General features: G+C 61.1%; 18 protein-coding genes. 16 read left to right on the forward strand and 2 right to left on the reverse strand.

The genetic code is table 11. The features are described from left to right. Positions 1–9: 9 nt before the first annotated feature. Positions 10–723 carry a GntR family transcriptional regulator gene (locus tag AKG12_RS11945; RefSeq protein ID WP_052818958.1) on the reverse strand — a complete coding sequence of 238 codons (714 nt, stop codon included), beginning with the start codon at positions 721–723 and terminating at the stop codon, positions 10–12. A gap of 102 nt (positions 724–825) precedes the next feature. Between AKG12_RS11945 and AKG12_RS11950 the strand changes: the two genes are divergently transcribed. The 10 genes from AKG12_RS11950 to AKG12_RS11995 are packed head-to-tail and all read left to right on the forward strand — an operon-like array spanning position 826 to position 11,730. Next, positions 826–1,878 (forward strand): Gfo/Idh/MocA family protein, encoded by a 1,053-nt coding sequence (locus tag AKG12_RS11950; protein WP_052819078.1) that lies wholly within the window; start codon positions 826–828, stop codon positions 1,876–1,878. Further along, positions 1,871–2,887, forward strand: a complete 1,017-nt coding sequence (locus AKG12_RS11955; RefSeq protein ID WP_046801405.1) for a Gfo/Idh/MocA family protein — start codon at positions 1,871–1,873, stop codon at positions 2,885–2,887. Before AKG12_RS11950 ends, AKG12_RS11955 begins: the two co-directional genes overlap by 8 nt. Continuing rightward, positions 2,884–3,957, forward strand: coding sequence for a Gfo/Idh/MocA family protein (locus tag AKG12_RS11960; protein WP_052818959.1), 1,074 nt, complete (start codon positions 2,884–2,886; stop codon positions 3,955–3,957). Before AKG12_RS11955 ends, AKG12_RS11960 begins: the two co-directional genes overlap by 4 nt. Before the next feature lie 21 nt (positions 3,958–3,978). After that, entirely contained in the window at positions 3,979–5,250 is a 1,272-nt protein-coding gene (locus AKG12_RS11965; RefSeq protein ID WP_052818960.1) for an ABC transporter substrate-binding protein, read from the forward strand. A 57-nt stretch (positions 5,251–5,307) separates the two neighbouring features. Continuing rightward, positions 5,308–6,276: a carbohydrate ABC transporter permease gene (locus tag AKG12_RS11970; RefSeq protein WP_052818961.1), complete on the forward strand. Its 969-nt coding sequence runs from the start codon at positions 5,308–5,310 to the stop codon at positions 6,274–6,276. Further along, positions 6,269–7,312: a carbohydrate ABC transporter permease gene (locus AKG12_RS11975; RefSeq protein ID WP_052818962.1), complete on the forward strand. Its 1,044-nt coding sequence runs from the start codon at positions 6,269–6,271 to the stop codon at positions 7,310–7,312. Before AKG12_RS11970 ends, AKG12_RS11975 begins: the two co-directional genes overlap by 8 nt. A gap of 22 nt (positions 7,313–7,334) precedes the next feature. After that, entirely contained in the window at positions 7,335–8,414 is a 1,080-nt protein-coding gene (locus AKG12_RS11980) for an ABC transporter ATP-binding protein (protein WP_052818963.1), read from the forward strand. A gap of 38 nt (positions 8,415–8,452) precedes the next feature. Further along, entirely contained in the window at positions 8,453–10,177 is a 1,725-nt protein-coding gene (araD, locus tag AKG12_RS11985) for an L-arabinonate dehydratase (protein WP_052818964.1), read from the forward strand. Between the two features lie 10 nt (positions 10,178–10,187). Then, positions 10,188–10,985, forward strand: coding sequence for an NAD-dependent epimerase/dehydratase family protein (locus AKG12_RS11990; RefSeq protein ID WP_052818965.1), 798 nt, complete (start codon positions 10,188–10,190; stop codon positions 10,983–10,985). Between the two features lie 34 nt (positions 10,986–11,019). Beyond that, positions 11,020–11,730 (forward strand): ribonuclease activity regulator RraA, encoded by a 711-nt coding sequence (locus AKG12_RS11995; RefSeq protein WP_052818966.1) that lies wholly within the window; start codon positions 11,020–11,022, stop codon positions 11,728–11,730. A gap of 3 nt (positions 11,731–11,733) precedes the next feature. Here AKG12_RS11995 and AKG12_RS12000 read toward each other — a convergent pair whose 3' ends face one another. Beyond that, on the reverse strand, positions 11,734–14,085 hold the full coding sequence (locus AKG12_RS12000) for a helix-turn-helix transcriptional regulator (RefSeq protein ID WP_052818967.1): 2,352 nt from the start codon (positions 14,083–14,085) through the stop codon (positions 11,734–11,736). 136 nt (positions 14,086–14,221) lie between these two features. Here AKG12_RS12000 and AKG12_RS12005 point away from each other — a divergent pair, with 136 nt between their 5' ends. From AKG12_RS12005 to AKG12_RS12030, 6 genes are read left to right on the forward strand one after another with little or no spacing between them, the layout of a single operon-like run. Then, the gene (locus tag AKG12_RS12005) at positions 14,222–15,250 is read left to right on the forward strand and encodes an ABC transporter permease (protein ID WP_052818968.1); all 1,029 of its coding nucleotides are present in this window, start codon (positions 14,222–14,224) and stop codon (positions 15,248–15,250) included. After that, positions 15,250–16,131, forward strand: coding sequence for an ABC transporter permease (locus AKG12_RS12010; RefSeq protein WP_046801396.1), 882 nt, complete (start codon positions 15,250–15,252; stop codon positions 16,129–16,131). Before AKG12_RS12005 ends, AKG12_RS12010 begins: the two co-directional genes overlap by 1 nt. A 4-nt stretch (positions 16,132–16,135) precedes the next feature. Further along, positions 16,136–17,782: a nickel ABC transporter ATP-binding protein NikE gene (gene nikE / locus AKG12_RS12015; RefSeq protein ID WP_052818969.1), complete on the forward strand. Its 1,647-nt coding sequence runs from the start codon at positions 16,136–16,138 to the stop codon at positions 17,780–17,782. A gap of 17 nt (positions 17,783–17,799) precedes the next feature. Then, positions 17,800–19,356, forward strand: a complete 1,557-nt coding sequence (locus AKG12_RS12020; RefSeq protein WP_052819079.1) for a hydantoinase/oxoprolinase N-terminal domain-containing protein — start codon at positions 17,800–17,802, stop codon at positions 19,354–19,356. After that, positions 19,349–20,482, forward strand: coding sequence for an S-methyl thiohydantoin desulfurase family protein (locus tag AKG12_RS12025; protein WP_004438394.1), 1,134 nt, complete (start codon positions 19,349–19,351; stop codon positions 20,480–20,482). Before AKG12_RS12020 ends, AKG12_RS12025 begins: the two co-directional genes overlap by 8 nt. Before the next feature lie 43 nt (positions 20,483–20,525). Further along, positions 20,526–22,121 carry an ABC transporter substrate-binding protein gene (locus AKG12_RS12030; RefSeq protein WP_052818970.1) on the forward strand — a complete coding sequence of 532 codons (1,596 nt, stop codon included), beginning with the start codon at positions 20,526–20,528 and terminating at the stop codon, positions 22,119–22,121. Positions 22,122–22,147: the final 26 nt, after the last annotated feature.

The following is a 22,147-nucleotide window of genomic DNA, read 5'->3' on the forward strand; positions in this document are numbered from 1 at the left end:
GGCGCGGAATTATTCGAAATAGTCCTGGTGGTTCTCGAAAACCTGCGAAAGAATGCCTAGGACGCGTCGCAGGTGCTTGCGCAAACCATCGGTCGCGCGGGCTTCGTCCCCGACCTTGATCGCATCGTACACCGCCTCATGTTCGGAGAGCAGCCGCGCCATATGCGCCTCGTCGGTGATGGCGAGTGCGCGCAGGCGGTCCAGCCCCGCCTTTTCGCGGATCAACAGCGTTTCCAGCCTCTCCAGACCCGTTGCGGCGGCAAGCGCACTGTGAAACTGGTCGTCATGCACACGGAAAGCCTTTCTGTCCCCGCGGTGCATGGCTGCGCGCTGGCCGGTAAGGGCGTGTTCGATCTCCAGCTCGGATTCCGCTGTTAGGCCGATCTGGCACAGCCTGCAAACGGCAGCGACTTCCAGTGCCTCGCGGATGAATTGCGCGCTGCGAATGTGTTTTTCCGACAATCTGGAGACATAGGTGCCACGGCTTGGCAGGGTGACGATCAGGCCGTCATCCCGCAGGCGGCTCAGCGCTTCGCGCACCGGCGTGCGGCTGGAATTGAAGGACTGCCCGATTTCGTTTTCCGAAACCGCCTGGCCGGGAAAAAGCTCCCGGGAAAGGATGGCCGATTTCAGCGCGGAATAGATCTGGTCCACAACCGGACGGTTAAGGTCCAGTCGCTCCATCGTCGGCACGGTGCCGCCTGTTACGGGAATTTTCGGCATATACCCTCCAGCGTTTTCATAACCGGTATACCGGAACACAAGTCTGTTGACAACCGGCATACCGGTATGCAAATGATTGTGCATGGGAAGGAGGCTCCCGAAATGCAAAATATCAAGACCTGCGTCATCGTTGGCGCCGGAATGGTGGCGAAGACGCATGTGCTCGCCTGTGCGGCAAGTCCGGAAAAAATTCGCCTGAAGGGTTTAGTTGATGGCGGTTCGGGCCGCGCCACGGCGCTCGCGGCCGAAGCGTCGAAACACGCTGGATATGAGGTTGCCGTTTATTCCTCGGTCGAGGAGGCAGTGCGCGATGCGGATGTCGATTTCGCCATCATCGCGACACCGCCGAATGCCCGCATCGATATCGTCGGACAGCTCGCGAAAGCGGGCAAACACATCCTGATGGAAAAACCCATCGCCCGCAACACGCAGGAAGCCGAAGGCCTTGTCGCCCTCTGTCGTGACGCCGGCGTCACGCTTGGCATCATCTTCCAACATCGCATGCGGGCGGCATCGCAAAAAGCCCGTGAGCTTGTGGACGACGGGACGCTCGGAGCGCTGGGTCTCTGCGAAATTTCCGTGCCGTGGTGGCGCGCGCAATCCTATTATGATGAGCCCGGCCGCGGCACCCTGGCGCGCGACGGCGGCGGTGTTCTGATCTCCCAGGCAATCCACACCATCGATCTGGCGCTCAGCCTTGCCGGGCCGGTTTCGCGTGTTCAGGCCATGGCGGCGACGACACGGTTTCATCGCATGGAAACGGAAGATTATGTCGCGGCCGGTCTGCGGTTCACGAACGGCGCCGTCGGCTCGCTCGTGGCAAGCACTGCAAGTTTTCCCGGAACTCCTGAATCGATTGTCCTGCATTTCGACAATGCCAGCCTGCGGCTCGTCTCGGGCCTCCTGCATGTCGACTGGCGCGATGGCCGGCAGGAGACCTTCGGCGGCACGGCCTCCGGCACGGGTGGCGGCGCCGACCCCATGGCTTTCACGCATGAATGGCATCAGGGCGTCTTCGAAGATTTCGCAGATGCCATCTCCTCAGGGCGCGCGCCGGTCGTCACCGGTGAAGCGGCTCTTTTGTCTCACAGATTGATCGACGCGATCATCAACTCAGCCGATACCGGCAAGGAAGTGGAACTGCAGGATGAGTAAAGCAATCAAGTTCGTCGCTCTTGGTATTGAGCACCGGCATATTTTCGGCATGGCCCAGAACCTGCTGGATGCCGGCGCCGAATTTGCCGGCTGGTGGACAGAGGGCGAACCCGACGTCGTGGAAGGCTTCGTGAAGCGCTTCCCGAATGTGCCGCGCGCCGCTTCGAAGGAAGCCCTGCTTGCGGACGGCACCATTGATCTCGTCGTCATCGCCGATATTCCGTCCAAGCGCGCCGATCTTGCCATCGCCGCCATGGAGGCCGGCAAGGACGTGATGTCCGACAAGCCTGGCTGCACTACCTTCGAACAGCTCGATCGCCTTCGACAGACCGTGGCAAAGACCAAGCGCATCTGGACCGTCGACTTCTCCGAGCGTTTTGAAGTTCCGAGCGTGACCAAGGCCGCTGAACTGGTCGCGCAGGGCGCCATCGGCCGCGTGATCCAGACCGTCGGCCTCGGGCCGCACCGCCTGAACCGGCAGATCCGCCCGAAGTGGTTCTTCGAGCGTGAAGCATACGGTGGTATCATCACCGATATCGCCAGCCACCAGATCGACCAGTTCATGTTCTTCACCGGTTCGACCGAAGTGGAGATCGTGGCCGCCACCGTTGCCAACTATGCCAACCCGCGCGATCCGGGCCTGCAGGATTTCGGCGAAGTGGTGCTGCGCGGCGACAAGGGCCACGGCTATATCCGTGTCGACTGGTACACGCCCGATGCGCTGCCGACCTGGGGTGACGGCCGCCTGACGATCCTCGGCACCGAGGGCTACATTGAGCTGCGTAAATATGTCGATGTCGGCAACAAGGAAGGCACCGACCGCCTCGTTCTCGTGAATGGCGATCGCTGCGAATATATCGACGCCTCTGGTGCTGGTCTGCCCTATTTCGGCCGCCTGTGCGACGATATCCGCAACCGCACGGAAACGGCGATGACGCAGGAGCATGTGTTCAAGGTATGCGACCTGTCGCTGCAGGCGCAGGCCAAGGCCGAGGGAGCTTCGAAATGATCGGTGTTGCCATCATTGGCGCCGGCATCGGCGCCCAGCATCTGAGCGGCTATCGGGCCCTGCCGAAGCGCTTCGTCGTCAAGGCGATCTGCGATCTCGATCTGGAGCGCGCCCGTTCCGTGGCGGGTGAGGATACGTCCATCCGCCTGACGACCGATCTCGATGAGGTTCTGGCGGATGAGAGCATCCAGCTGATCGACGTCTGCCTGCCGCCGCACCTGCATTTCCCCGTTACGCTGAAGGCGCATGCGGCGGGCAAGGATGTGGTCTGCGAAAAGCCGCTCGTCCGCTCGCTTGAAGAGGCAAATGCGCTCATCGACTCCGTTAAAAAGACCGGCCGTGGCGTGTTTCCGGTCTTCCAGTACCGTTTCGGACATGCGATGCGGCAGCTTCGTGCGCTCATCGATGCAGGCCTTGCGGGCAAGGCCTTCGTCGCGAGTTCGGAAGTTCACTGGAACCGTGGCGCCAGCTATTACGACATTCCGTGGCGCGGCACCTGGAAGGGTGAATGCGGCGGCGCGATCCTCGGTCACGCCATCCATGCGCATGATCTTCTCTGCCACGTTCTCGGCCCGGTCGAAGAAGTTTTCGCCATGGCCGATACGCGCGTCAACAAGATCGAAACCGAAGATTGCGCCGCACTCAGCTTCCGCATGAAAAGCGGCGCGCTGGCGACGAGCTCGGTGACGCTCGGTGCCGCCGAAGATACGTCCCGCCTGCGTTTCTGCTTCGAAGGCTTCACCGCCGAGAGCGGCACGCTGCCCTATCGCCCGGCCGAAGACACATGGCGTTTCATCGCCCGTGCACCCACCACGCAGGACCAGATCGACGCCGTTCTGGCAACGGTGGCCGATGGCGAAAACGGCTTTGCCGGTTTTGTCGAAGCGATCGCTGACGCGATGGAAGGGCGCGGCGGCAAGGAAGTGACCGTCAATGACGGCTTGCAGTCCATCGAACTCGTTACCGCCATCTATCGCTCGGTCAGGGAAGGAAAGCCGGTCCGCCTGTCCTATGCCGCTGAAGGCGAGTGGATCAAGGGCTGGGCTCCGCGCACATCCGCCAACGCATAATCATCTAAGGGAGGAAAAGAGATGATCGGTAAATACAGCATGGCATTGGCGCTCGCCATTGGCGCGGCGTCCTTTGCAGGCGCCGCCCAGGCGGCCCAGGAAGTGCGCTTCACCTGCGCTTATGACGGCAACGGCTGCGAAATTCTGAAAGACATTCTCGCGCGTTACGAAAAGCAGCATCCGGACGTAAAGATCGTCACTGACGTCGTGCCCTACAAGGCGCTGCTGGAAGGCCTGCCCGTGCAGCTTGCCGGCGGCAGCGGCCCGGATTTCGCAACCGTGACCGACCTTGGCGGTCTCAACCGCTATTATCTCGATCTCACGCCCTATGTGGACGCGAAATATTGGGAAGACAATTTCTCCAACGTGCTGAAATGGTACCGCAGCGGCCCTGACGACAAGGGCATCTACGGCATGCATACCCAGCTCACCATCACCGGCGCCTTCATCAACCGCACTTTGTTCGATCAGGCCAATGTCGCCGTACCCGGCAAGGATGCAACGCTGGACGACTGGGCGAAGGCCGCAAATGCCGTCGCCAAGGCAACCGGCACGCCTTACCCGATGGCCATCGACCGTTCCGGCCACCGCATTGCCGGCCCGGCCATTTCCTATGGCGCGAAGATTTTCGATGCTGATGGTAAGCCCATTCTCGTCGATGAAGGTTTCACGACCTTCGTGAAGAAATTCGTGGAGTGGAACAAGGACGGCACCATGGCGCGTGACGTCTGGGCCGGGCAGGGCGGCAATACCTATCGTGACGCCGCGCAGGAATTCATCAACGGCCAGCTCGTCTATTATTATTCGGGCAGCTGGCAGACCGCGCGCTTTGACAGCCAGGTCGGCGATGCGTTCGACTGGGAAGTCGTGCCGCAGCCCTGCGGCGGCGCTGCCTGCACCGGCATGCCGGGCGGTACTGGCATTGTCGGCTTCAAGCAGACCAAGAACCCGAAGATCGTTGCCGACATCCTGAACTTCCTCGCTCAGGACGAGAATTATCTCGACTTCACGGTTCGCACCCGCAACGTTCCCGCCCATAAGGCCGTGGCTGACAAGGGCGTGACCTATACTGGTGCGACGCCTGCGACGCAGAAGGCCATGAACGCCTGGCTGGACCAGATCCCCGGCCTCAGCCCGATTGCCTATACCTATCAGGGTTACAAGAACAATCGCGCCATGTTCAACATCTCCGTACAGCGCATCACGCAGGCCATCGTCGGTGAAAGCACCGTTGATGAAGCCATGGCCCGTGCGAAGACGGACCTCGAGGAAGCGTTGAAACAGGCGAAGTGATCCATCGCCTTCCGGCGCGGCGCATGCCGCGCCGCGCCGGATCGAAGGAGGACCCTCATGTATAAATTTCTTGCGCCCGTCATGGGCATCGTCGAACTGCCCTTTGCCTTCCTGCAGAAGGTTCTCGGCCATCGGCGGATCGCCTGGGTGTTTCTTACACCCAACCTGATCCTGTTCGCGGTCTTCGCCTTTCTGCCGATTGTGCTGAACATGGCCTATTCCGTGACCGGCAGCGAACACATATTGCTTTCCGAACGCCCTGCCGTGGGCGGCGAAAACTTTTCGGTCCTTCTTTCCTGTCAGAATTACCTCGACCCCAATTCCTGTCAGCGCGACCTGTTCTGGCGCTCGGTCTGGAACACGGTTTTCTTCGTGGTGCTGCAGGTCGGTTTCATGGTCGGCTTCTCGCTGATCACGGCCATCGTGCTTAACCGCGATATCCGGGCGCGCGGGTTCTTCCGCGCCGTCTTCTTCTTCCCCGTGCTGCTGTCGCCCGTCGTTGTGGCTTTGATCTGGAAGTGGATTCTCCAGCGTTTCGGCGTTCTCAATGCGGCGATGGAGGGGCTCGGCCTCGGCTCGGTCGACTGGTTGCTCGAAGCCAACCTTGCCTTCGGCTGGTCGGTCTTCTTCTCAGTCTGGGCGCATATGGGTTTCTACACGCTCATTCTTCTCGCCGGCCTGCAGGCGATCCCGCGTGATGTCTATGAGGCGGCGCAGCTCGACAAGGCAAGTCCGTGGCGCATCTTCCGGCGCATTACGTTGCCGCTGCTTGCTCCCACCATGCTCGTCGTTCTCGTCCTGTCGCTCATCAAGGGCGTGCAGACCTTCGATGAAGTCTTCGCCTTCACGGGCGGGGGCCCGGGTTCGGCGACCACCTTCATCATTCAGTTCATCTATCAGACCGGCTTTGCCGGGACGCCCCGCAATTTCGGGCTGGCGGCTGCCGCTTCGCTGCTGCTCGCCGTGGTGCTCGTGGTGCTGACCGCCCTGCAATTCCGGGCAAACAGGAGCAAGGTCGATGGCTAGGATTGGCGCATTTCTGACCCGTACGCGCGGCCGAAACGGCAAGCTGCACTGGACCGACTGGCTATCCTACGCCTATCTCGGCGTGGCCGTGCTGATGATGTTTGGTCCCGTCGTCTGGCTCGTGCTTTCCTCGTTCAAGACGGAGGCCGATCTCCAGCGCTTTCCGCCGCGCCTTCTGCCTTACACGCAGGAAACCGTGGTGGTGGACGGGCAGGCAGCGCCGCTGCCGGCCTATGTCGACAAGGATGGCCGCAAGTTCGGCATGGTTCGCCGCATCGGCCTCGTGGCCCAGGTGGTTGACCCCGCCAAGCCAACCGAAGTCCTGAAGATGCCGTTCAACGAGCTGAAGCCGGCTGAAAAGGTGGCGCTGGCCACGGAAAACTACACCGAGCTTTTCCAGCGCTTCAATTTTCCGCTCTATTTCTGGAACTCGACCTTCATCACGGTGACGTCAACTCTCATCATGCTGATCGTCAATTCCATGGCGGCCTTTGCACTCTCGAAATACCAGTTCAAGGGCAGAGGCGTGGTGCTGGCGCTGGTTGTCGGCACGCTGATGATTCCGCAGACCGTCGTGCTGGTCCCGCTGTTTCTCATCACCAGCCAGCTCGGCATGATCAACAGTCTCTGGGGCGTCATCATTCCAGGAGCGGCGACACCCACAGGCGTCTTCCTGCTGCGGCAATATATGCTGACGATCCCGGATGAAATCCTCGATGCCGCGCGCATGGACAAGGCCAGCGAGTGGAAAATCTACTGGCGCATCATCCTGCCGCTTTCGGCGCCGGCGCTTGCGGTGCTGGCGATCCTTGCGATCATGTGGCGCTGGAACGACTTCCTCTGGCCGCTGATCGTTCTGACGCGCAACGACAACTTCACCCTGCAACTGGCGCTCAACTCCTTCCAGGGGGAGATGACGACGGAATGGAGCAATCTGCTGGCCATGACGGTGCTGACACTCGCCCCGATCGCGCTGGTCTTCATGTTCCTGCAAAAATACATCGCCACCGGCATTGCATCGACTGGCGGCAAATAATCCTCAGGGAGGAAACACGACAATGGCAAGTATAGAGCTTCGTCAGGTCAAAAAGGCTTATGGTGCCCTCGATGTGATCAAGGGTGTCGATCTCGATATCAAACACGGCGAATTCTGTGTTTTCGTTGGCCCTTCCGGCTGCGGCAAGTCGACCCTGCTGCGCATGATCTCCGGCCTCGAGGAGCTGAGTGGCGGCGATATTGTCATCGGCGGTGATGTGGTCAACACGGTCCCGGCCGCAGATCGCGGGCTTGCGATGGTGTTCCAGTCCTATGCCCTCTATCCGCATATGACGGTGCGTGAAAACCTGTCCTTCGGGCTTGAAAATATCGGCACTTCCAAGAAGGATATCGCCGAAAAGATCTCCCAGGTTTCCAAGATGCTGCAGATCGACCAGCTTCTGGACCGGCGTCCCAAGGACCTGTCGGGCGGCCAGCGCCAGCGTGTTGCGATTGGCCGCGCCGTCGTGCGCGAGCCGCGCGTCTTCCTCTTCGACGAGCCGCTCTCCAACCTCGATGCGGAACTGCGCGTCGATATGCGTGGCGAGATTTCCAGCCTGCACCGGCGGCTCGGCAATACCATGATCTATGTTACCCACGATCAGGTGGAAGCCATGACCATGGCCGACAAGATCGCCGTTCTGCGCGCCGGCAGGCTCGAGCAGTTCGGCGTGCCGCTCGATCTTTACAATCGCCCGGCCAATCTCTTCGTGGCGGGCTTCATCGGCTCGCCGAAGATGAACTTCTTTGCCGGTGAAGTGACTTCGGATGCAACGCCGTCCCTGAAGATCGCGACCGGCGAATTGATCCCGCTACCGCAGGCGGGCTTTTCCTATAAGCCCGGCCAGAAGGTGACGCTCGGCGTCCGGCCGAACCATGTGGAGCCGGGTGATGGCGGCGCGCTGACCATGTCCGTGCGCACCGCCGAACAGCTGGGCGGCGAATCCTATCTTTACGGTACTCTCGGGGATGGCACGCGGGTGACGCTGCATCTTTCCGGCCAGACCTCGACATCGGCGGACGAAGTCATCCGCCTGTCGGCGCCGCTGGAACATATCCATCTTTTCGATACGACGAGCGGGCTGACGCTCCGGCAGGACTGACAGGCTTTTGGCGCAACCCGCAACGCAGGACCATTGACATGACCGATAAAAAACTCCGCTCCGACCGCTGGTTCGCACCCGATGACCTGCGCAGCTTTGGCCACCGCTCTCGCATGATGCAGCTTGGTTATGCGGAGGAGGATTTTGTCGGCAAACCCGTCATCGGTATCCTGAATACATGGTCGGAGCTGAACACCTGTCACTCACATTTCCCTGAAAGGGTGAAGGATGTGAAACGCGGCGTGTTGCAGGCGGGCGGCTTCCCCGTGGAGATGCCGTCGCTTTCGGTGGACGAGAGCTTCACCAAGCCGACATCGATGCTCTACCGCAACATGCTGGCGATGGAGACGGAAGAAATGATCCGCTCGCATCCGCTCGACGGCGTGGTGCTGATGGGTGGTTGCGACAAGACGACACCCGGCCTCGTCATGGGTGCGATCTCGGCCGGCGTGCCGATGATCTATCTGCCTGCCGGCCCGATGCTGCGCGGCAATTATGCCGGCAAGGTGCTGGGTTCCGGCTCTGACGCCTGGAAATATTGGGATGAGCGCCGCGCCGGCAACGTGACCGACGAGGAATGGCGTGGTGTACAGGGCGGCATCGCCCGCTCCGCTGGTGTGTGCATGACCATGGGCACCGCCTCGACCATGACCGCCATCACCGACGCCCTTGGCCTCACCCTGCCGGGAGCCTCCTCCATTCCGGCGGTGGATGCCGAACACCAGCGCATGTCGGCAGGTTGCGGCCGACGTATCGTGGAGATGGTGACCGAGGAGCTGACGCCGGACCGCATTCTGACCGCGCCTGCGTTTCGCAATGCTGCCATCGTCGCCATGGCTACCGGTTGTTCCACCAATGCCGTCGTGCATCTGATTGCCATGGCGCGCCGTGCCGGCGTGCCGATGACGCTGGACGAACTGGACGAGCTTGGCCGGGTAACACCGCTCATTGCCAATGTCCGCCCCTCCGGCAAAGACTATCTGATGGAGGATTTCTATTACGCCGGCGGCCTGCGGGCACTGATGAAGCAGCTCGAAAGCCGTCTCGACTGTTCGGCGCTCACCGTGACCGGTCGCAGCATGGGCGAAAATCTCGAGGGTGCGAAGGTCTATAATGACGATGTCATCCGCTCGCTCGACAATCCGGTTTATGCCGAAGGCTCGCTTGCGGTGTTGCGCGGCAATCTCTGCCCTGACGGTGCCGTCATCAAGCCTGCCGCCTGCGATCCGAAATACCATGTTCACGAAGGCCCGGCGCTGGTCTTCGACAGCTATCCGGAAATGAAGAAGGCGATCGACGACGAGAACCTCGATGTCACGCCGGATCATGTTCTGGTGCTGCGTAATGCCGGTCCGCTCGGCGGTCCCGGTTTTCCGGAATGGGGCATGCTGCCTATCCCCAAGGCGCTGATCAAGAAGGGCCATCGCGACATGGTGCGGATTTCCGACGCCCGCATGTCCGGCACTTCCTATGGGGCCTGCGTGCTGCATGTCGCGCCGGAAAGCTTCGTCGGCGGCCCGCTGGCGCTCCTGAAAACCGGCGATATCGTGCGTCTCGATCTGCCGCAGCGCCGGCTTGACATGCTGGTCAGCGAAGAAGAGATCGGTCGCCGCCGTGCCGGGTGGCAGGCGCCCGCGCCGCGTTATGAACGCGGTTATGGCTATCTCTTCTCCAAGCATGTCACGCAGGCCGATCAAGGTTGCGATTTCGACTTCCTGCAGACGGATTTCGGCCGCACCGCCGGCGAGCCCGATATTTTCTAAGGACGCCATCATGTTGAAGCGATTGCTCATCACCGGTGCTGGCGGCAAGCTGGGCAGCATGCTGCGGGGGCGGCTTGGCCATGTCGCCGAGACCATCCGCCTTTCTGATATCGTTGATCTCGGTTCACCCGCGCCTCATGAGGAACTCGTTCGTTGCGCGCTTGAGGACGAGCAGGCGGTTCATGATCTCGTGGGGGGCTGTGACGGCATCATCCATCTCGGCGGTGTTTCCGTCGAGAAGGCTTTCGATCCGATAGAGGCGGCCAATCTGCGCGGGCTCTACAATCTCTATGAAGCGGCGAGGGCACATGGCCTGCCGCGCATTGTTTTTGCTTCCAGCAACCACACGATCGGTTATTATCCGCAGGGCAAGCAGCTTACTCCCGAGACACCCTTTCTGCCCGACGGCCTCTACGGTGTCTCGAAGATTTTCGGCGAGGCGATGGCGAGCCTTTACCACTCCAAATTCGGCCAGGAGACGGCCATCGTCCGCATCGGCTCCTGCGAAGCAAAACCCACGAACTGGCGAATGTTGTCGACCTGGTTCAGCCATGAGGATTTTGTCTCGCTGATTGAGGCCATATACCGCGCACCGAAACTCGGCTGCCCGGTCATCTGGGGCGTTTCCGCCAATGACGACAGCTGGTGGGACAATTCGCACGTGGATTTTCTCGGCTGGCAACGGCGCGACAATGCTGCGCGCTACCGGGCGGAAATCGAGCGCGATGTGCCGCGACCCGATCCCGAGGCCGCAATCGCAAAATATCAGGGCGGCATCTTCATAGACGAGCCCATTCACAAGACATGAAACACATCCATCCGGTCATTGCGAGGAGACTAAAATGAACAGCGAAACGCGGGAAAAACTGATGACGATTTCCGTCGCCACGCTGGCGACAGCGCTTTACAAGCGCGGCCTGCGAAACCAGGTCATACAGGGCGTACATCCGCTCGGCTATAAGGGCACGAACATGGTCGGCCCGGCGTTTACCCTGCGCTACATGCCGGCCCGCGAGGACCGCAACCAGCTCGTCGAATTCCGTAACCCTGCACATCCGCAGCGGGTGGCGATCGAAACCTGCCCTCCGGGTCATGTGATGGTGATCGACAGCCGCAAGGATGCGAGCGCTGCCTCGGCCGGCGATATTCTGGTAACGCGCCTTATGGTGCGCGGCGGTGCCGGCATCGTCAGCGACGGCGGTTTTCGTGATGCCGCCACCATCGCCGAACTGGATATTCCGGCCTATCACACCCGGCCTTCCAGCCCGACCAACCTTACCAAGCATGAAGCCATCGAAATAAACGGACCTATCGGCTGCGGTGACGCCCCGGTCTTTCCCGGCGACATCATCGTCGGCGACGCCGATTGCGTCATCGTCATTCCCGCCGGCATTGCCGACGAGATCGCCACCGAGGCGGTGGAAATGACGGCTTACGAGGACTTCGTGGTGGAGCAGGTGAAGGCCGGCCAGACGATCATCGGGCTTTATCCCTGCACCAAGGAAGAACATCAGACGGCTTTTGCCGAATGGCGCAAGAAGAACAATCGCTGAGCCTCACAGCCAGCCCAGTGCTTTCGCCGCGCGGATCGCTTCCGCGCGACGTTTGCAATCCAGCTTGCGGAACAGGTTGCCGAGGTGAAACTTCACCGTCACTTCCGAGATATTGAGCGTCTGGGCGATCTTCTTGTTCGACATGCCGCTGGCGAGCAGTTGCAGCATCTGCGCTTCCCGCTGCGAAAGCCCGCCATGCAGGGCGCGCGCCTGCGGCGAATTCACTGAAGCGGCGAAAATCGACAGCGCGGTGCGGACATCGGACGAGGTTTCGATGAAGCTGCGGATGCGGCGATTGTTCAAAAGCGGCGACAGGAAGACGCGCTCCTCCGACAGGACGCCATTGCAGCCAAGACGGGTTGCCGATTCAAGAGCGGTGAGGATATGGGCGCGTGCGGCGGCGTTGTCGCGGCGCTGGTGCGCGGCATAGCTCTGCCAGATCCTCAGCGCGACCTTCTCACGATTGGTGACCTTGGGATTGGCGATCATCGCGTCGATCTGCCGGGAGAGATAGGCGCGCGGCGTGAAAAGATGCACCGCATCGCGCAGCCATGCCATGACATAGGCGATTTCGTCCCGGCGTGTCAGCCGGGAAAGATCCTCATGCGCACTTTCCACCCAGTTGCGGCCCATCGGCATGCGGATTGCCGAAAGCGTCGCGGCGGCATCCGCCCAGCGGTTGGCGTTCTGATAGGCGAGGGCCGTCCTGATTTCCATCATCGCATGGAATTGCAGCCCTTCCGAAAGATGGATCCACAAGCCATCGAGAAAACCGGGGCGAACGGTCATCGGAAAATGATCGATCAACACCTGTGAGGCGTAAAACAGGGCAAACTGCATCAGGCTCGGCCAGATCTCGGCAGCGGCGAAGTGATCGAATTCGTGCTCGACGAAATGCAGAAGGTCGCGCGGCTTTCCCGCCTCATAGGCAAGGCAGGCTTCCGCCAGCCGCAACATCCGGAACTCCTGCACGGCATCATGCGGCACCTGTTCCAGCCGTGCGCGCGCCTCCTGCGCCGCCCGGCGGGCCAGAAGCACATCACCGCTCATCAACCGCAGCACGATCTGGTGAAGATGGATGAAGAACTCGAGCAGGGGCTGCCCGCCCATCTTGCGCAGATAGATGAGCGCGCGGGCCGCTGCCGCCTCCGCCTCGCGGAAATTGCGGCGGCGGATTTCGAATTCCAGCAGCGCATTGTAATAGGCCGCCCATTTGCCGTGGTCGTCCATGGGATAATCGGCCATGAACTCGGCGAGACGCGTTATCACCGCGTCATTGGGGGTCAGATCCTCGGCAATCATCAGGTTCAGCCGGAAGGTGCGGGCGGCGAAGGAAAACCGCGAACCACGGGCAAGCACCTTCAGCGGATCGAGATAATCCGATCCGAGGCTTTTGCCGAGCAGATGGCGCACGCGTTGCAATTCACCCTGTTTCAGCAACGCGCGGGTGACGGCGAAGAGCACGGTTTCGTTCGCTGCGATCATATCTTGCGAAAACCGCATGATGATTTCGCGAAACCGGTCGACGCTGCTCCTGTAGATCAGCTCACGGCCATCGGCGCGCTCGAGGATTTGCGCGGCATGGGTCTCATAACCGCGGTCCAGCAGCATGGCCATGGCGGCCAGCGAACGCCCTGCCTTTTCAAACGCCGATGCGACCTCCACCACGGCGCTGCCGGCCTGCAATGTGGCGAGGCGTTCTTTTGCCGCGACCGTCAGAAGCCTTATCAGCGTGCGGTGATTGTCTGGCTTTCCCGTCAGAAAGGGCGGCAGAAGCCTGGTCCAGTCCGCATCGGGCTCTGCAGAGGGATTTTCGAGCCAGAAGGACAGTTCGACCGTTTGGGCAGGGGAAAGATGCGGCAGATAGCTTTCCCGCAGGTAGTCGGCGCATAGCATTTCATCCGGCAGGCGCGCCAGCGACAGAAAGGCCGGCCATCCCGCATAATCCTCGAGTGCCAGATGCTTCTGTTCGGGCGGAAGGCCATCCGCCTCATCTGGCCGTAGGGCCAGTTCGTCCGCCCCTATGGTGAGCGAGCCGCGATGCAGGATGTGCCGCGCCATGCCGCTGATCCGCTGGTCTGGCCGGCAGGCGATGACGACGAAACGCACCGACTCCAGAATGGGGGCGGGCATGCGTACCGCCCGTGCAAAGACTGGAACGTCCCAGAGCAGACAGCCATTTGTCACGTCGTCGCCTTGAGGCTGGTGCGTGCGGCATATCTGCGCTCCCAGTTCTTTTGCTAACATCTCCAGCAGCACGCTTTTTCCGGCACCCGCCGGCGCGCGCACAAACACCACGCCAGCGGTTTCACTGGCAATGCGGTGGCAGAGGCGGGGGCGGGGCAGGAGTGTCATCGGGAAAGGGATAGGGTATCCAGATATAAAAACCTATACTCATTCTTCAAAAAACTATACCTTTCGGCAATTGTTCAAACCGACATGTGGTGAAAACTTGTGCTCAGGCAACTGATGCACAAGGAACGTTCCACCTATGCAGCAACATCCGCTGGTCGCGATTTTGAACAGGCTCGGCGCTTTCGTGCCGGTCATGATCGCCCTGTCCATCATGATTTTCGCTTTGGCCCGTGTGGTGCCGGGCGATCCCGCCCGCATGGCGCTGGGGCCTGCGGCAACGCAGGAGCAGGTGGATGCGCTGCGCGGCGAGATGGGTCTCGACGAGCCGCTGGCCGTCCAATATCTCGACTATATCGGCAACGCCCTGCACGGTGATCTCGGTTTCTCGCTGGTGTCGCAGCGTCCCGTTACCACCGATCTGGCGCAGACCGTTCCGGCCACCGTCGAGCTGGTGCTGGTCTCGGTCATCTTCATGTTCGCCGTCGCCATTCCGCTGGGTGTTATCACCGCGCATTATCGCGACCGGCCGCTCGACCATATCGGCCGCATCCTCTCGCTCACCGGGGTAACGATCCCGAGCTTTCTCTTCGCCATCACGTTGCAATTGCTGGCCGCCCGGTTTCTCTCCGGCTGGCCGATCATCGGCAGGCTTGACCACGGGCTTGGCTGGCAGGGTGGCCCGACGGGCTTCATCCTGATCGACGGCACGCTGGCCGGGCGTTTCGATGTGGTGCTGGATGCGCTGAAGCATCTCGCACTGCCGGCCTTTGCGCTTTCCATGGCCGGCATCGGCCAGATCACCCGCATCACCCGCTCCTCGATGATCGAAAATCAGCGCAAGGACCATGTGCTGACGCTCCAGAGCTTCGGCGTGCCGGAACGGGTGATCATCTTCCGTTACCTGCTGAAACTCTCCTCAATCGCGCCGCTGACGATCATGGGTCTCGAATTCGCGTCGTTGATCGGCAATGCCTTTGTGATCGAAATGGTCTTCGCCTGGGGTGGGTTTGCCTCCTACGGGCTGAACGCCATCCTGCAGAAAGACCTCAATGCCGTGACCGCCGTGGTGCTGGTGGCCGGCCTGTTCTTCATCGTTGCGAACCTGATCGTAGATGTCCTGATCTCGATCATCGACCCGCGCCTGCGCCGCAAGGAGGCTCGCTGATGGCTGATATGAAAATGCTCGAACCCACCGATCGCGGTTTAAGCGCCGGTTACATGATGTGGTATCGCTTCAGCCGCAATCCGGCAGCCGTCATCGGCTCGCTGATCCTGTTATCGGTGCTGGTGCTGGCGGTCTTTGCGCCCTGGCTCACGCCCTATCCCAAACATATCGGCGCCGTCGTCGATTTCCGCGCCCGCCACATGCCGCCGGATCTGGAACACTGGTTCGGCACTGACAAGGCGGGGCGCGATATCTTTTCCCGCACCATCTTCGGGCTGCGTGTTTCTCTCCTTCTCGTCATCGGCGTGCTCGGCATTTCGGTTCCCGTCGGTACGGTTCTTGGCCTGATCGCCGGCTATTTCGGCGGTTGGACCGAAAAAATCATCAGCGGCCTGACGAATGTGATGCTGGCCATGCCGCCTCTCGTCATGGCGCTGGCGGTCTCCAACCTCTTGGAACCGACGCTGACGAACGCCATGATCGCGATCACGCTGCTATGGTGGACCTGGCACGCGCGGCTGATCTATTCGGTGTCGAAGTCCATCGCCTCTGAAGACTACATCGAAGCCGCGCGTCTTGCCGGCGCCGGGCCGCTGCACATCCTCTTCCGCGAAATCCTGCCCAATTGCGTCTCGGTCATATCCGTCAAGACGACGCTGGATGCGGCTTTCGTCATCCTCTTCGGTGCGACGCTGAGCTTCCTCGGTTTCGGCGTTAAGCCGCCGACGCCCGACCTGGGATCGATGGTTGCTGACGGGCGCCAGTTCATGCCGGATTTCTGGTGGGAAGTCCTCTGCCCCGGTGCGGCCGTGCTTTACGTGACGCTGGGTTTCAACCTGCTGGGCGACGGCCTGCGCGACATGTTCGACGTGGAAAGCTAAAACCATGACTGAACCGCTTCTCAAGGTCGAAAACTTCAACGTCACCTTCACCAATTACGGCCGCACCCGGCAGGTGCTGCGCAATGTCGCCTTCACGGTTGCTGCCGGTGAGCGTGTGGCGCTGATCGGCGAAACCGGATCTGGCAAGTCCGTCACCGCCAAAGCGATCATCGGCACCCTCCCGAAGAATGCAGCGATCACCTCCGGCGCCATCATCATCGATGGCCGCGATGTGCTCGCCATGCCGCGCAGGGAGCGTGAGGCGCTGAAGGGCACGGCGTTTTCGTTGATCATGCAGGACCCGCTGTCCTCCTTCAATCCGGTCTTCAAGATCGGCACGCATCTCGACGACGTCATGCGCTTTGCCGACAAGCGCGATGGCATCAATTCGTCGAAGGCTGCGCGTCGCACCCGTATCGCAGCGGTGCTGCGCCGGGTGCAACTTGCCGATACCGAGCGGGTGATGAATGCCTATCCGTCCGAGCTTTCGGGCGGCATGCGCCAGCGCGTGCTGATCGGGCTTGCCCTGCTGCACCAACCCAAGCTCCTGATCGCCGATGAACCGGGCACGGCGCTGGATGTTACCACGCAGGATGAAATCCTTAACCTCATCAACCAGTTGGTCGCCGAAGAAAACATGGCGCTGTTGATGATTACCCACAATCTCGGCGTCGTGCGCAAGGTAGCGGACCGGGTCGTGGTCATGCACCACGGCGACATTGTCGAGACCGGTCCCTGCACGCAGATCCTGCATGCTCCTGCCGAGGATTATACGCGTTCGCTGCTGGATGCCGTGCCGCCGCTTTATGGCCCGCGCGTCACCGATCTGGCGCAGAGCGAGCGCTCGCCCATCGTCACCATCGAAGGGCTGAACAAGATTTACGGCAGGCGCAACGGTTATCATGCCGTGCGCGATGTGAACCTGACGCTGAAGGAAGGCGAGGTTTTCGGTCTGGCGGGCGAATCCGGTTCCGGCAAGACGTCGGTTGCCCGCATGATCATGGGCCTTTCGCGTCCCACCTCCGGCAATCTCGTCATCGACGCCCCGGCGCCTGAGCGCGGCAAGCGGCTGACGCAGATCGTCTATCAAAATCCAGGCACCTCGCTCAATCCGAAGCGCACGGTGAAACAGACGCTTGCCCTGCCGCTGAAATCCATCGGCATGGATGGGCAGGCGCGGGAAAGCCGGATGCAGGAATTGATGGGGCTGGTGCGGCTGCCGCAATCCTATCTCGGCAAATATCCGCATGAGCTTTCCGGTGGGCAGAAGCAGCGCGTGGCGATTGCCCGTGCGCTGGCCGCCGAGCCGAAAATCCTGATCCTCGATGAGCCGACGGCAGCGCTCGATGTTTCGGTGCAGAAGACGGTGATCGACCTTCTGTTGCAGCTGCGCGAGGAGCTTGGCCTGACCTATCTGATGATCTCGCACGACCTGTCGCTGATGCGCAATTTCTGCTCGCGCATCGCCGTCATGCTGCGCGGCGAGATTGTCGAGGAGGGCGTGACGTCGGCGGTCTTCGCCGAGCCGGCCCATCCCTATACCCGCGCCCTGATCGCGGCCATCCCCGTCGTCACCGACGAGGAAGAACGTCTCAAACCCACCGTGACCGAGGAAGAGCGCATGCGCTTCCTCGTAAAAACGACTGATTGATGAAAGAGGAGCCTGACGTGTATCGCGTTGGAATTGACGTCGGCGGCACGAATACCGATGCCGTTGTGTTGCAGGATAAAACCGTTCTGGCGGGGGTGAAGGCCTCCACGACAGAGGATGTGACGTCCGGTGTCATCGAAGCCCTTGAAAAGGTCATCGAGGCGTCGGGCATCGACAGGGCGCGCATCGGCGCCGTGATGATCGGCACCACGCATTTCACCAATGCGGTGATCGAGCGCCGGCATATGGACGAGGTGGCCGCCATCCGTCTCGGCTTGCCGTCCGGCGCCGGCCTGCCGCCCATGGTCGACTGGCCGGATGATCTCCGGGAAATCGTCGGCAACCACGGTTATCAGGTGCGCGGCGGATACGAATTCGACGGTCGTGAAATTTCAGCCCTCGATGAGGACGAGATCGTCCGTATCGCCGCCGATATCCGCGCCAAGGGCCTGAAGGCCGCTGCCGTCACCTGCGTTTTCAGCGGCATCAACGATGCGATGGAACTGCGGACGAAGGAAATCCTGCAGGAGCGTTGCCCCGGCCTGCCGGTTGTCATGTCCAAGGATATCGGCCGCCACGGTCTGCTCGCTCGCGAGAGCGCGGCGATCATGAATGCCAGCCTGTTGTCGCTTGCCGACCGCACCGTCGCGGCTTTCGGTGAGGCGCTGAAGGCGGCGGGCATCACCTGCCCGTTCTACATTACCCAGAACGACGGCACGTTGATGGCGGCGGATGTGGTGCGTGGCTTCCCCGTGCTCACCTTCGCTTCCGGCCCGACGAATTCCATGCGCGGTGCGGCTTTCCTTACCGGTCTCAAGGATGCCGTCGTGGTGGATGTCGGCGGCACCACCTCCGATGTCGGCTCGCTGTCGCATGGCTTTCCGCGTCAGGCTTCCACGACGGTGGATATTGGCGGTGTGCGCACCAATTTCCGCATGCCTGACGTCTTTTCCATCGGTCTCGGTGGTGGTTCGCTGGTGGTCATGGGCGACCATGGGCTGACCGTCGGCCCGAAATCCGTCGGTTACCGCGTTCGCCGCGATGCACTCTGCTTCGGCGGCTCGACCCTGACGGCAACCGATATCGCCGTTGCCTCCGGCAAGGCGGATGTGGGTGAGAAGGCGCTGGTCTCCAGCCTCGACAAAAAGCTCGTGGATGCGGCGGTCGACAAGATCAACGACATGCTCGAGGCCTGCGTGGAGCGCAGCCGCATCTCGTCGTCACCGGTGCCGGTGATTGCCGTTGGCGGCGGTTCCATCCTGATGCCGGATCGTATCGGTGACCTTGAGGTCATCCGGCCCGAGAATTTCGCGGTGGCCAATGCCGTCGGCGCGGCAATCGCGCAGATCAGCGGCGAGACCGACCGGGTCTTCTCGCTGGTGGACGGACGTACCCGCGAGAGTGCACTGGCAGAAGCAGAAGCCGAGGCGCGCGAGAAGGCGATTGCGGCCGGCGCGGTCGCCGAGACGCTGGAAGTGATTGAGCGCGAGGATATGCCTCTTGCCTATCTGCCCGGCAATGCCACCCGCATTCATGTGAAAGTTGTTGGAGAAATGGGAGCCAACCATGGCTGAGACACGCAAGCTGAAATATGACGAAGCGGCATTGCGGACGCTGACGCGGGAAGATCTCGACGCGCTGGAAATCGGTGCGGGCATTCTCGGCACTGGCGGCGGCGGCAATCCCTATCTCGGCAAGCTTCTGGCGTTGGAAGCCATGAAGGCCGGTTACGAGATGAAGATCCTTGCCACCGATGCCATCGAACCGGATGCGCTCTGCATGTCCATCGGCGGCATCGGCGCACCGGTCGTTGGCGTCGAGCGCATTCGCGAAGGCCGTGAGGGCCTGCGTTGCCTGCGGGCGATGGAAGAGCTGATCCGCACCCCGGTCGATGCCATCGTCTGCGAGGAAATCGGCGGTTCCAACTCCATGAATCCGCTGGTGACAGCGGCGCTCGGCGGCCTGCCGATCCTCGATTGCGATGGCATGGGACGGGCATTCCCGGAAATGCAGATGACCACCTTCTCCATCTATGGCCACAGTTCCACACCGTCGGTGATGTGCGATCTGCATGGCAATGCCGTCATTTTCAGCCACGCCGTTTCCGAGGTCTGGCACGAGCGTATGGCGCGCGCCTGCGTCGTTTCGCAGGGCGGCGGCGCAATGCTGGCGACCGCGCCGATGCAGGCGCATTACGTGCACCAATACGGCATTCCGAAAACCTACACCAAGGCGATTGCCATCGGTGAGGCAGTGATCCGCGCCCGCAAGCAGCAGGAAGACCCGATTGCCGCGGTCTGCGCACTGGAAGGCGGAAGGCGCATCTTCAACGGCAAGATCACCGATCTGAAGCGCCACCTGCGCGGCGGTTTTGCTGTCGGTGATCTCACGCTCTCCGGCTTCGATGATTGCGCCGGCCAGACGGCGGGCGTCGCCATTCAGAACGAATTCCTGCTGTTTTCCCGAGATGGCAAGGTGGAAGTGACGGTGCCCGACCTGATCGTCCTGCTCGACGTCGACACGGGTTATCCGATCACCACCGAAGTGTTGCGCTACGGCCAGCGCGTGGCCGTCATCGCCATCCCCTGCCACGACCTGCTGCGCAGCGCCCGCGCGCTTGAGGTCGTCGGGCCGGCGGCATTTGGCTATCCGGATATTCCTTTCTCACCGCTGCCCGTCCCGGTCAGCAAGGCTGCCTAACCATAAGCGGGGCCAATGCTCCGCAATAAAGAGGAGAACGATAATGAAAATGCCTGTACTTGCTTCCCGTCTCGCCGCGCTGGCGCTCGGCACGGCGCTCGCGTTGCCGCTTTTTTCTTCTGCAGTCCTTGCGGAAGACAAGGTGTCAGTTGCAGTCAACACCATGCAGATATTCAGCTCGCTCGACCCCGCGAAGGTGACCGATTACACCGGCTACATGGCCATCGTGAACATGTATGACGGCCTGACCACGGTGAACGCCAAGGGCGAAATCGTGCCGCATCTGGCGAAATCCTGGGATATTTCGCCAGACGGCCTGACCTACACCTTCCACCTGCGCGACGACGCGAAATTTCAGGATGGCACGGCGGTAAAGGCTGCCGATCTTGCCTGGTCGATCCAGCGTCTGCTCGGCATCAACAAGGGCCCGTCGAACCTCATCGTCGGCGTGCTGAAGCCCGAAAACGTCACTGCGCCTGACGATGCCACGCTGGTCATGAAGATCGAGCGCCAGTTCTCGCCCTTCATGGCGGCGACGCCGCTGATGATGGCGATGAACAAGACGCTGATCGAAGCCAATGCCAAGCCCGAAGACAAATGGGGTGAGGCTTATGTCGGCGAACATTCCGCCGGTTCCGGCCCCTACAAGCTGGTCAGCTACAACCGCTCGGCCGATATGGTCATTGCCCGCAATGCCGATTATTTCCTCGGCTGGACCAAGGGCAAGCCGATCGATGAAGTGCGCTTCGTGCAGACCAGCGACGACGCCACCGTAAAGGCGCTGGCGGAAAAGGGCGAACTCGGCCTTTCCTCGCACGGACTTGGCAACGATACCTATGAATCCATCGGCCGGATGAAGGGTTACAAGCTGATCCAGACCCGCACCGCCGGCGGTTTCGTCATCAAGCTCAATACCAAGGTCTATCCGACCGACGACGTGCACGTGCGCCGCGCCATTGCCTATGCGACCGACTACAAGACGATCCAGGAAGTGATCTATCCCGGTTTCGACATGAAGGGACCGCTCTCCGACGCCTTCAAGGATGCACATAACAGCGATATCCAGCCCGGCGTCTATGATCTGGAAAAGGCCAAGGAAGAACTGGCGAAGTCGAAATATGCCGGCCAGAAGATCACGCTCGTCAACAGCTATGTCGCTTCGCTGGCCTTCGAGGCCGAAGTGGCGCTGCTTTTGCAATCCAGCCTCGAGCAGATCGGCATCACGCTCGATATCAAGCCCGAGCCGTGGAACCGCATTGTCGAGCTGTCCTCCAAGCCGGAAACGACGCCCGCATCGACGCAGGTGAACATCTCGCCGACCTACCCGTCGCCGGATGCGATGTTCTACAACCAGTACCATTCCAAGGCCTCCGGCACCTGGATGTCGATGGAATGGCTGCAGAGCGCGGAAATCGACGGGCTGATCGACAAGGTCCGCGCCACCACCGATGTCAGCGAACAGAACGCCACCTACAAGGAGCTGCAGACGAAGATCGCCGATCTTCAGCCTGACGTCTGGGCAGTTGCACCGAACCGCCGTTATGCGGCGAACAAGTGCCTTCAGGGTTACGAGTTCATTCCCATGCAGAGCTGGGATCTGAATTTCTCCAACTTCCATTGGGACTGCAAGGCGGAGTGATCTCCGCCTGATGAAAACCGGTCTCG

Origin of the sequence: Agrobacterium sp. SUL3, assembly GCF_001263295.1 — a bacterium.
In the GTDB taxonomy this organism is placed as follows: domain Bacteria; phylum Pseudomonadota; class Alphaproteobacteria; order Rhizobiales; family Rhizobiaceae; genus Agrobacterium; species Agrobacterium tomkonis.

Excerpts from the sequence above, each read along its gene's own strand:
- AKG12_RS11945 (WP_052818958.1), bottom strand. The coding sequence starts at position 723 with ATGCCGAAAATTCCCGTAACAGGCGGCACCGTGCCGACGATGGAGCGA.
- AKG12_RS11950 (WP_052819078.1), top strand. The coding sequence starts at position 826 with ATGCAAAATATCAAGACCTGCGTCATCGTTGGCGCCGGAATGGTGGCG.
- AKG12_RS11955 (WP_046801405.1), top strand. The coding sequence starts at position 1,871 with ATGAGTAAAGCAATCAAGTTCGTCGCTCTTGGTATTGAGCACCGGCAT.
- AKG12_RS11960 (WP_052818959.1), top strand. The coding sequence starts at position 2,884 with ATGATCGGTGTTGCCATCATTGGCGCCGGCATCGGCGCCCAGCATCTG.
- AKG12_RS11965 (WP_052818960.1), top strand. The coding sequence starts at position 3,979 with ATGATCGGTAAATACAGCATGGCATTGGCGCTCGCCATTGGCGCGGCG.
- AKG12_RS11970 (WP_052818961.1), top strand. The coding sequence starts at position 5,308 with ATGTATAAATTTCTTGCGCCCGTCATGGGCATCGTCGAACTGCCCTTT.
- AKG12_RS11975 (WP_052818962.1), top strand. The coding sequence starts at position 6,269 with ATGGCTAGGATTGGCGCATTTCTGACCCGTACGCGCGGCCGAAACGGC.
- AKG12_RS11980 (WP_052818963.1), top strand. The coding sequence starts at position 7,335 with ATGGCAAGTATAGAGCTTCGTCAGGTCAAAAAGGCTTATGGTGCCCTC.
- araD (WP_052818964.1), top strand. The coding sequence starts at position 8,453 with ATGACCGATAAAAAACTCCGCTCCGACCGCTGGTTCGCACCCGATGAC.
- AKG12_RS11990 (WP_052818965.1), top strand. The coding sequence starts at position 10,188 with ATGTTGAAGCGATTGCTCATCACCGGTGCTGGCGGCAAGCTGGGCAGC.
- AKG12_RS11995 (WP_052818966.1), top strand. The coding sequence starts at position 11,020 with ATGAACAGCGAAACGCGGGAAAAACTGATGACGATTTCCGTCGCCACG.
- AKG12_RS12000 (WP_052818967.1), bottom strand. The coding sequence starts at position 14,085 with ATGACACTCCTGCCCCGCCCCCGCCTCTGCCACCGCATTGCCAGTGAA.
- AKG12_RS12005 (WP_052818968.1), top strand. The coding sequence starts at position 14,222 with ATGCAGCAACATCCGCTGGTCGCGATTTTGAACAGGCTCGGCGCTTTC.
- AKG12_RS12010 (WP_046801396.1), top strand. The coding sequence starts at position 15,250 with ATGGCTGATATGAAAATGCTCGAACCCACCGATCGCGGTTTAAGCGCC.
- nikE (WP_052818969.1), top strand. The coding sequence starts at position 16,136 with ATGACTGAACCGCTTCTCAAGGTCGAAAACTTCAACGTCACCTTCACC.
- AKG12_RS12025 (WP_004438394.1), top strand. The coding sequence starts at position 19,349 with ATGGCTGAGACACGCAAGCTGAAATATGACGAAGCGGCATTGCGGACG.
- AKG12_RS12030 (WP_052818970.1), top strand. The coding sequence starts at position 20,526 with ATGAAAATGCCTGTACTTGCTTCCCGTCTCGCCGCGCTGGCGCTCGGC.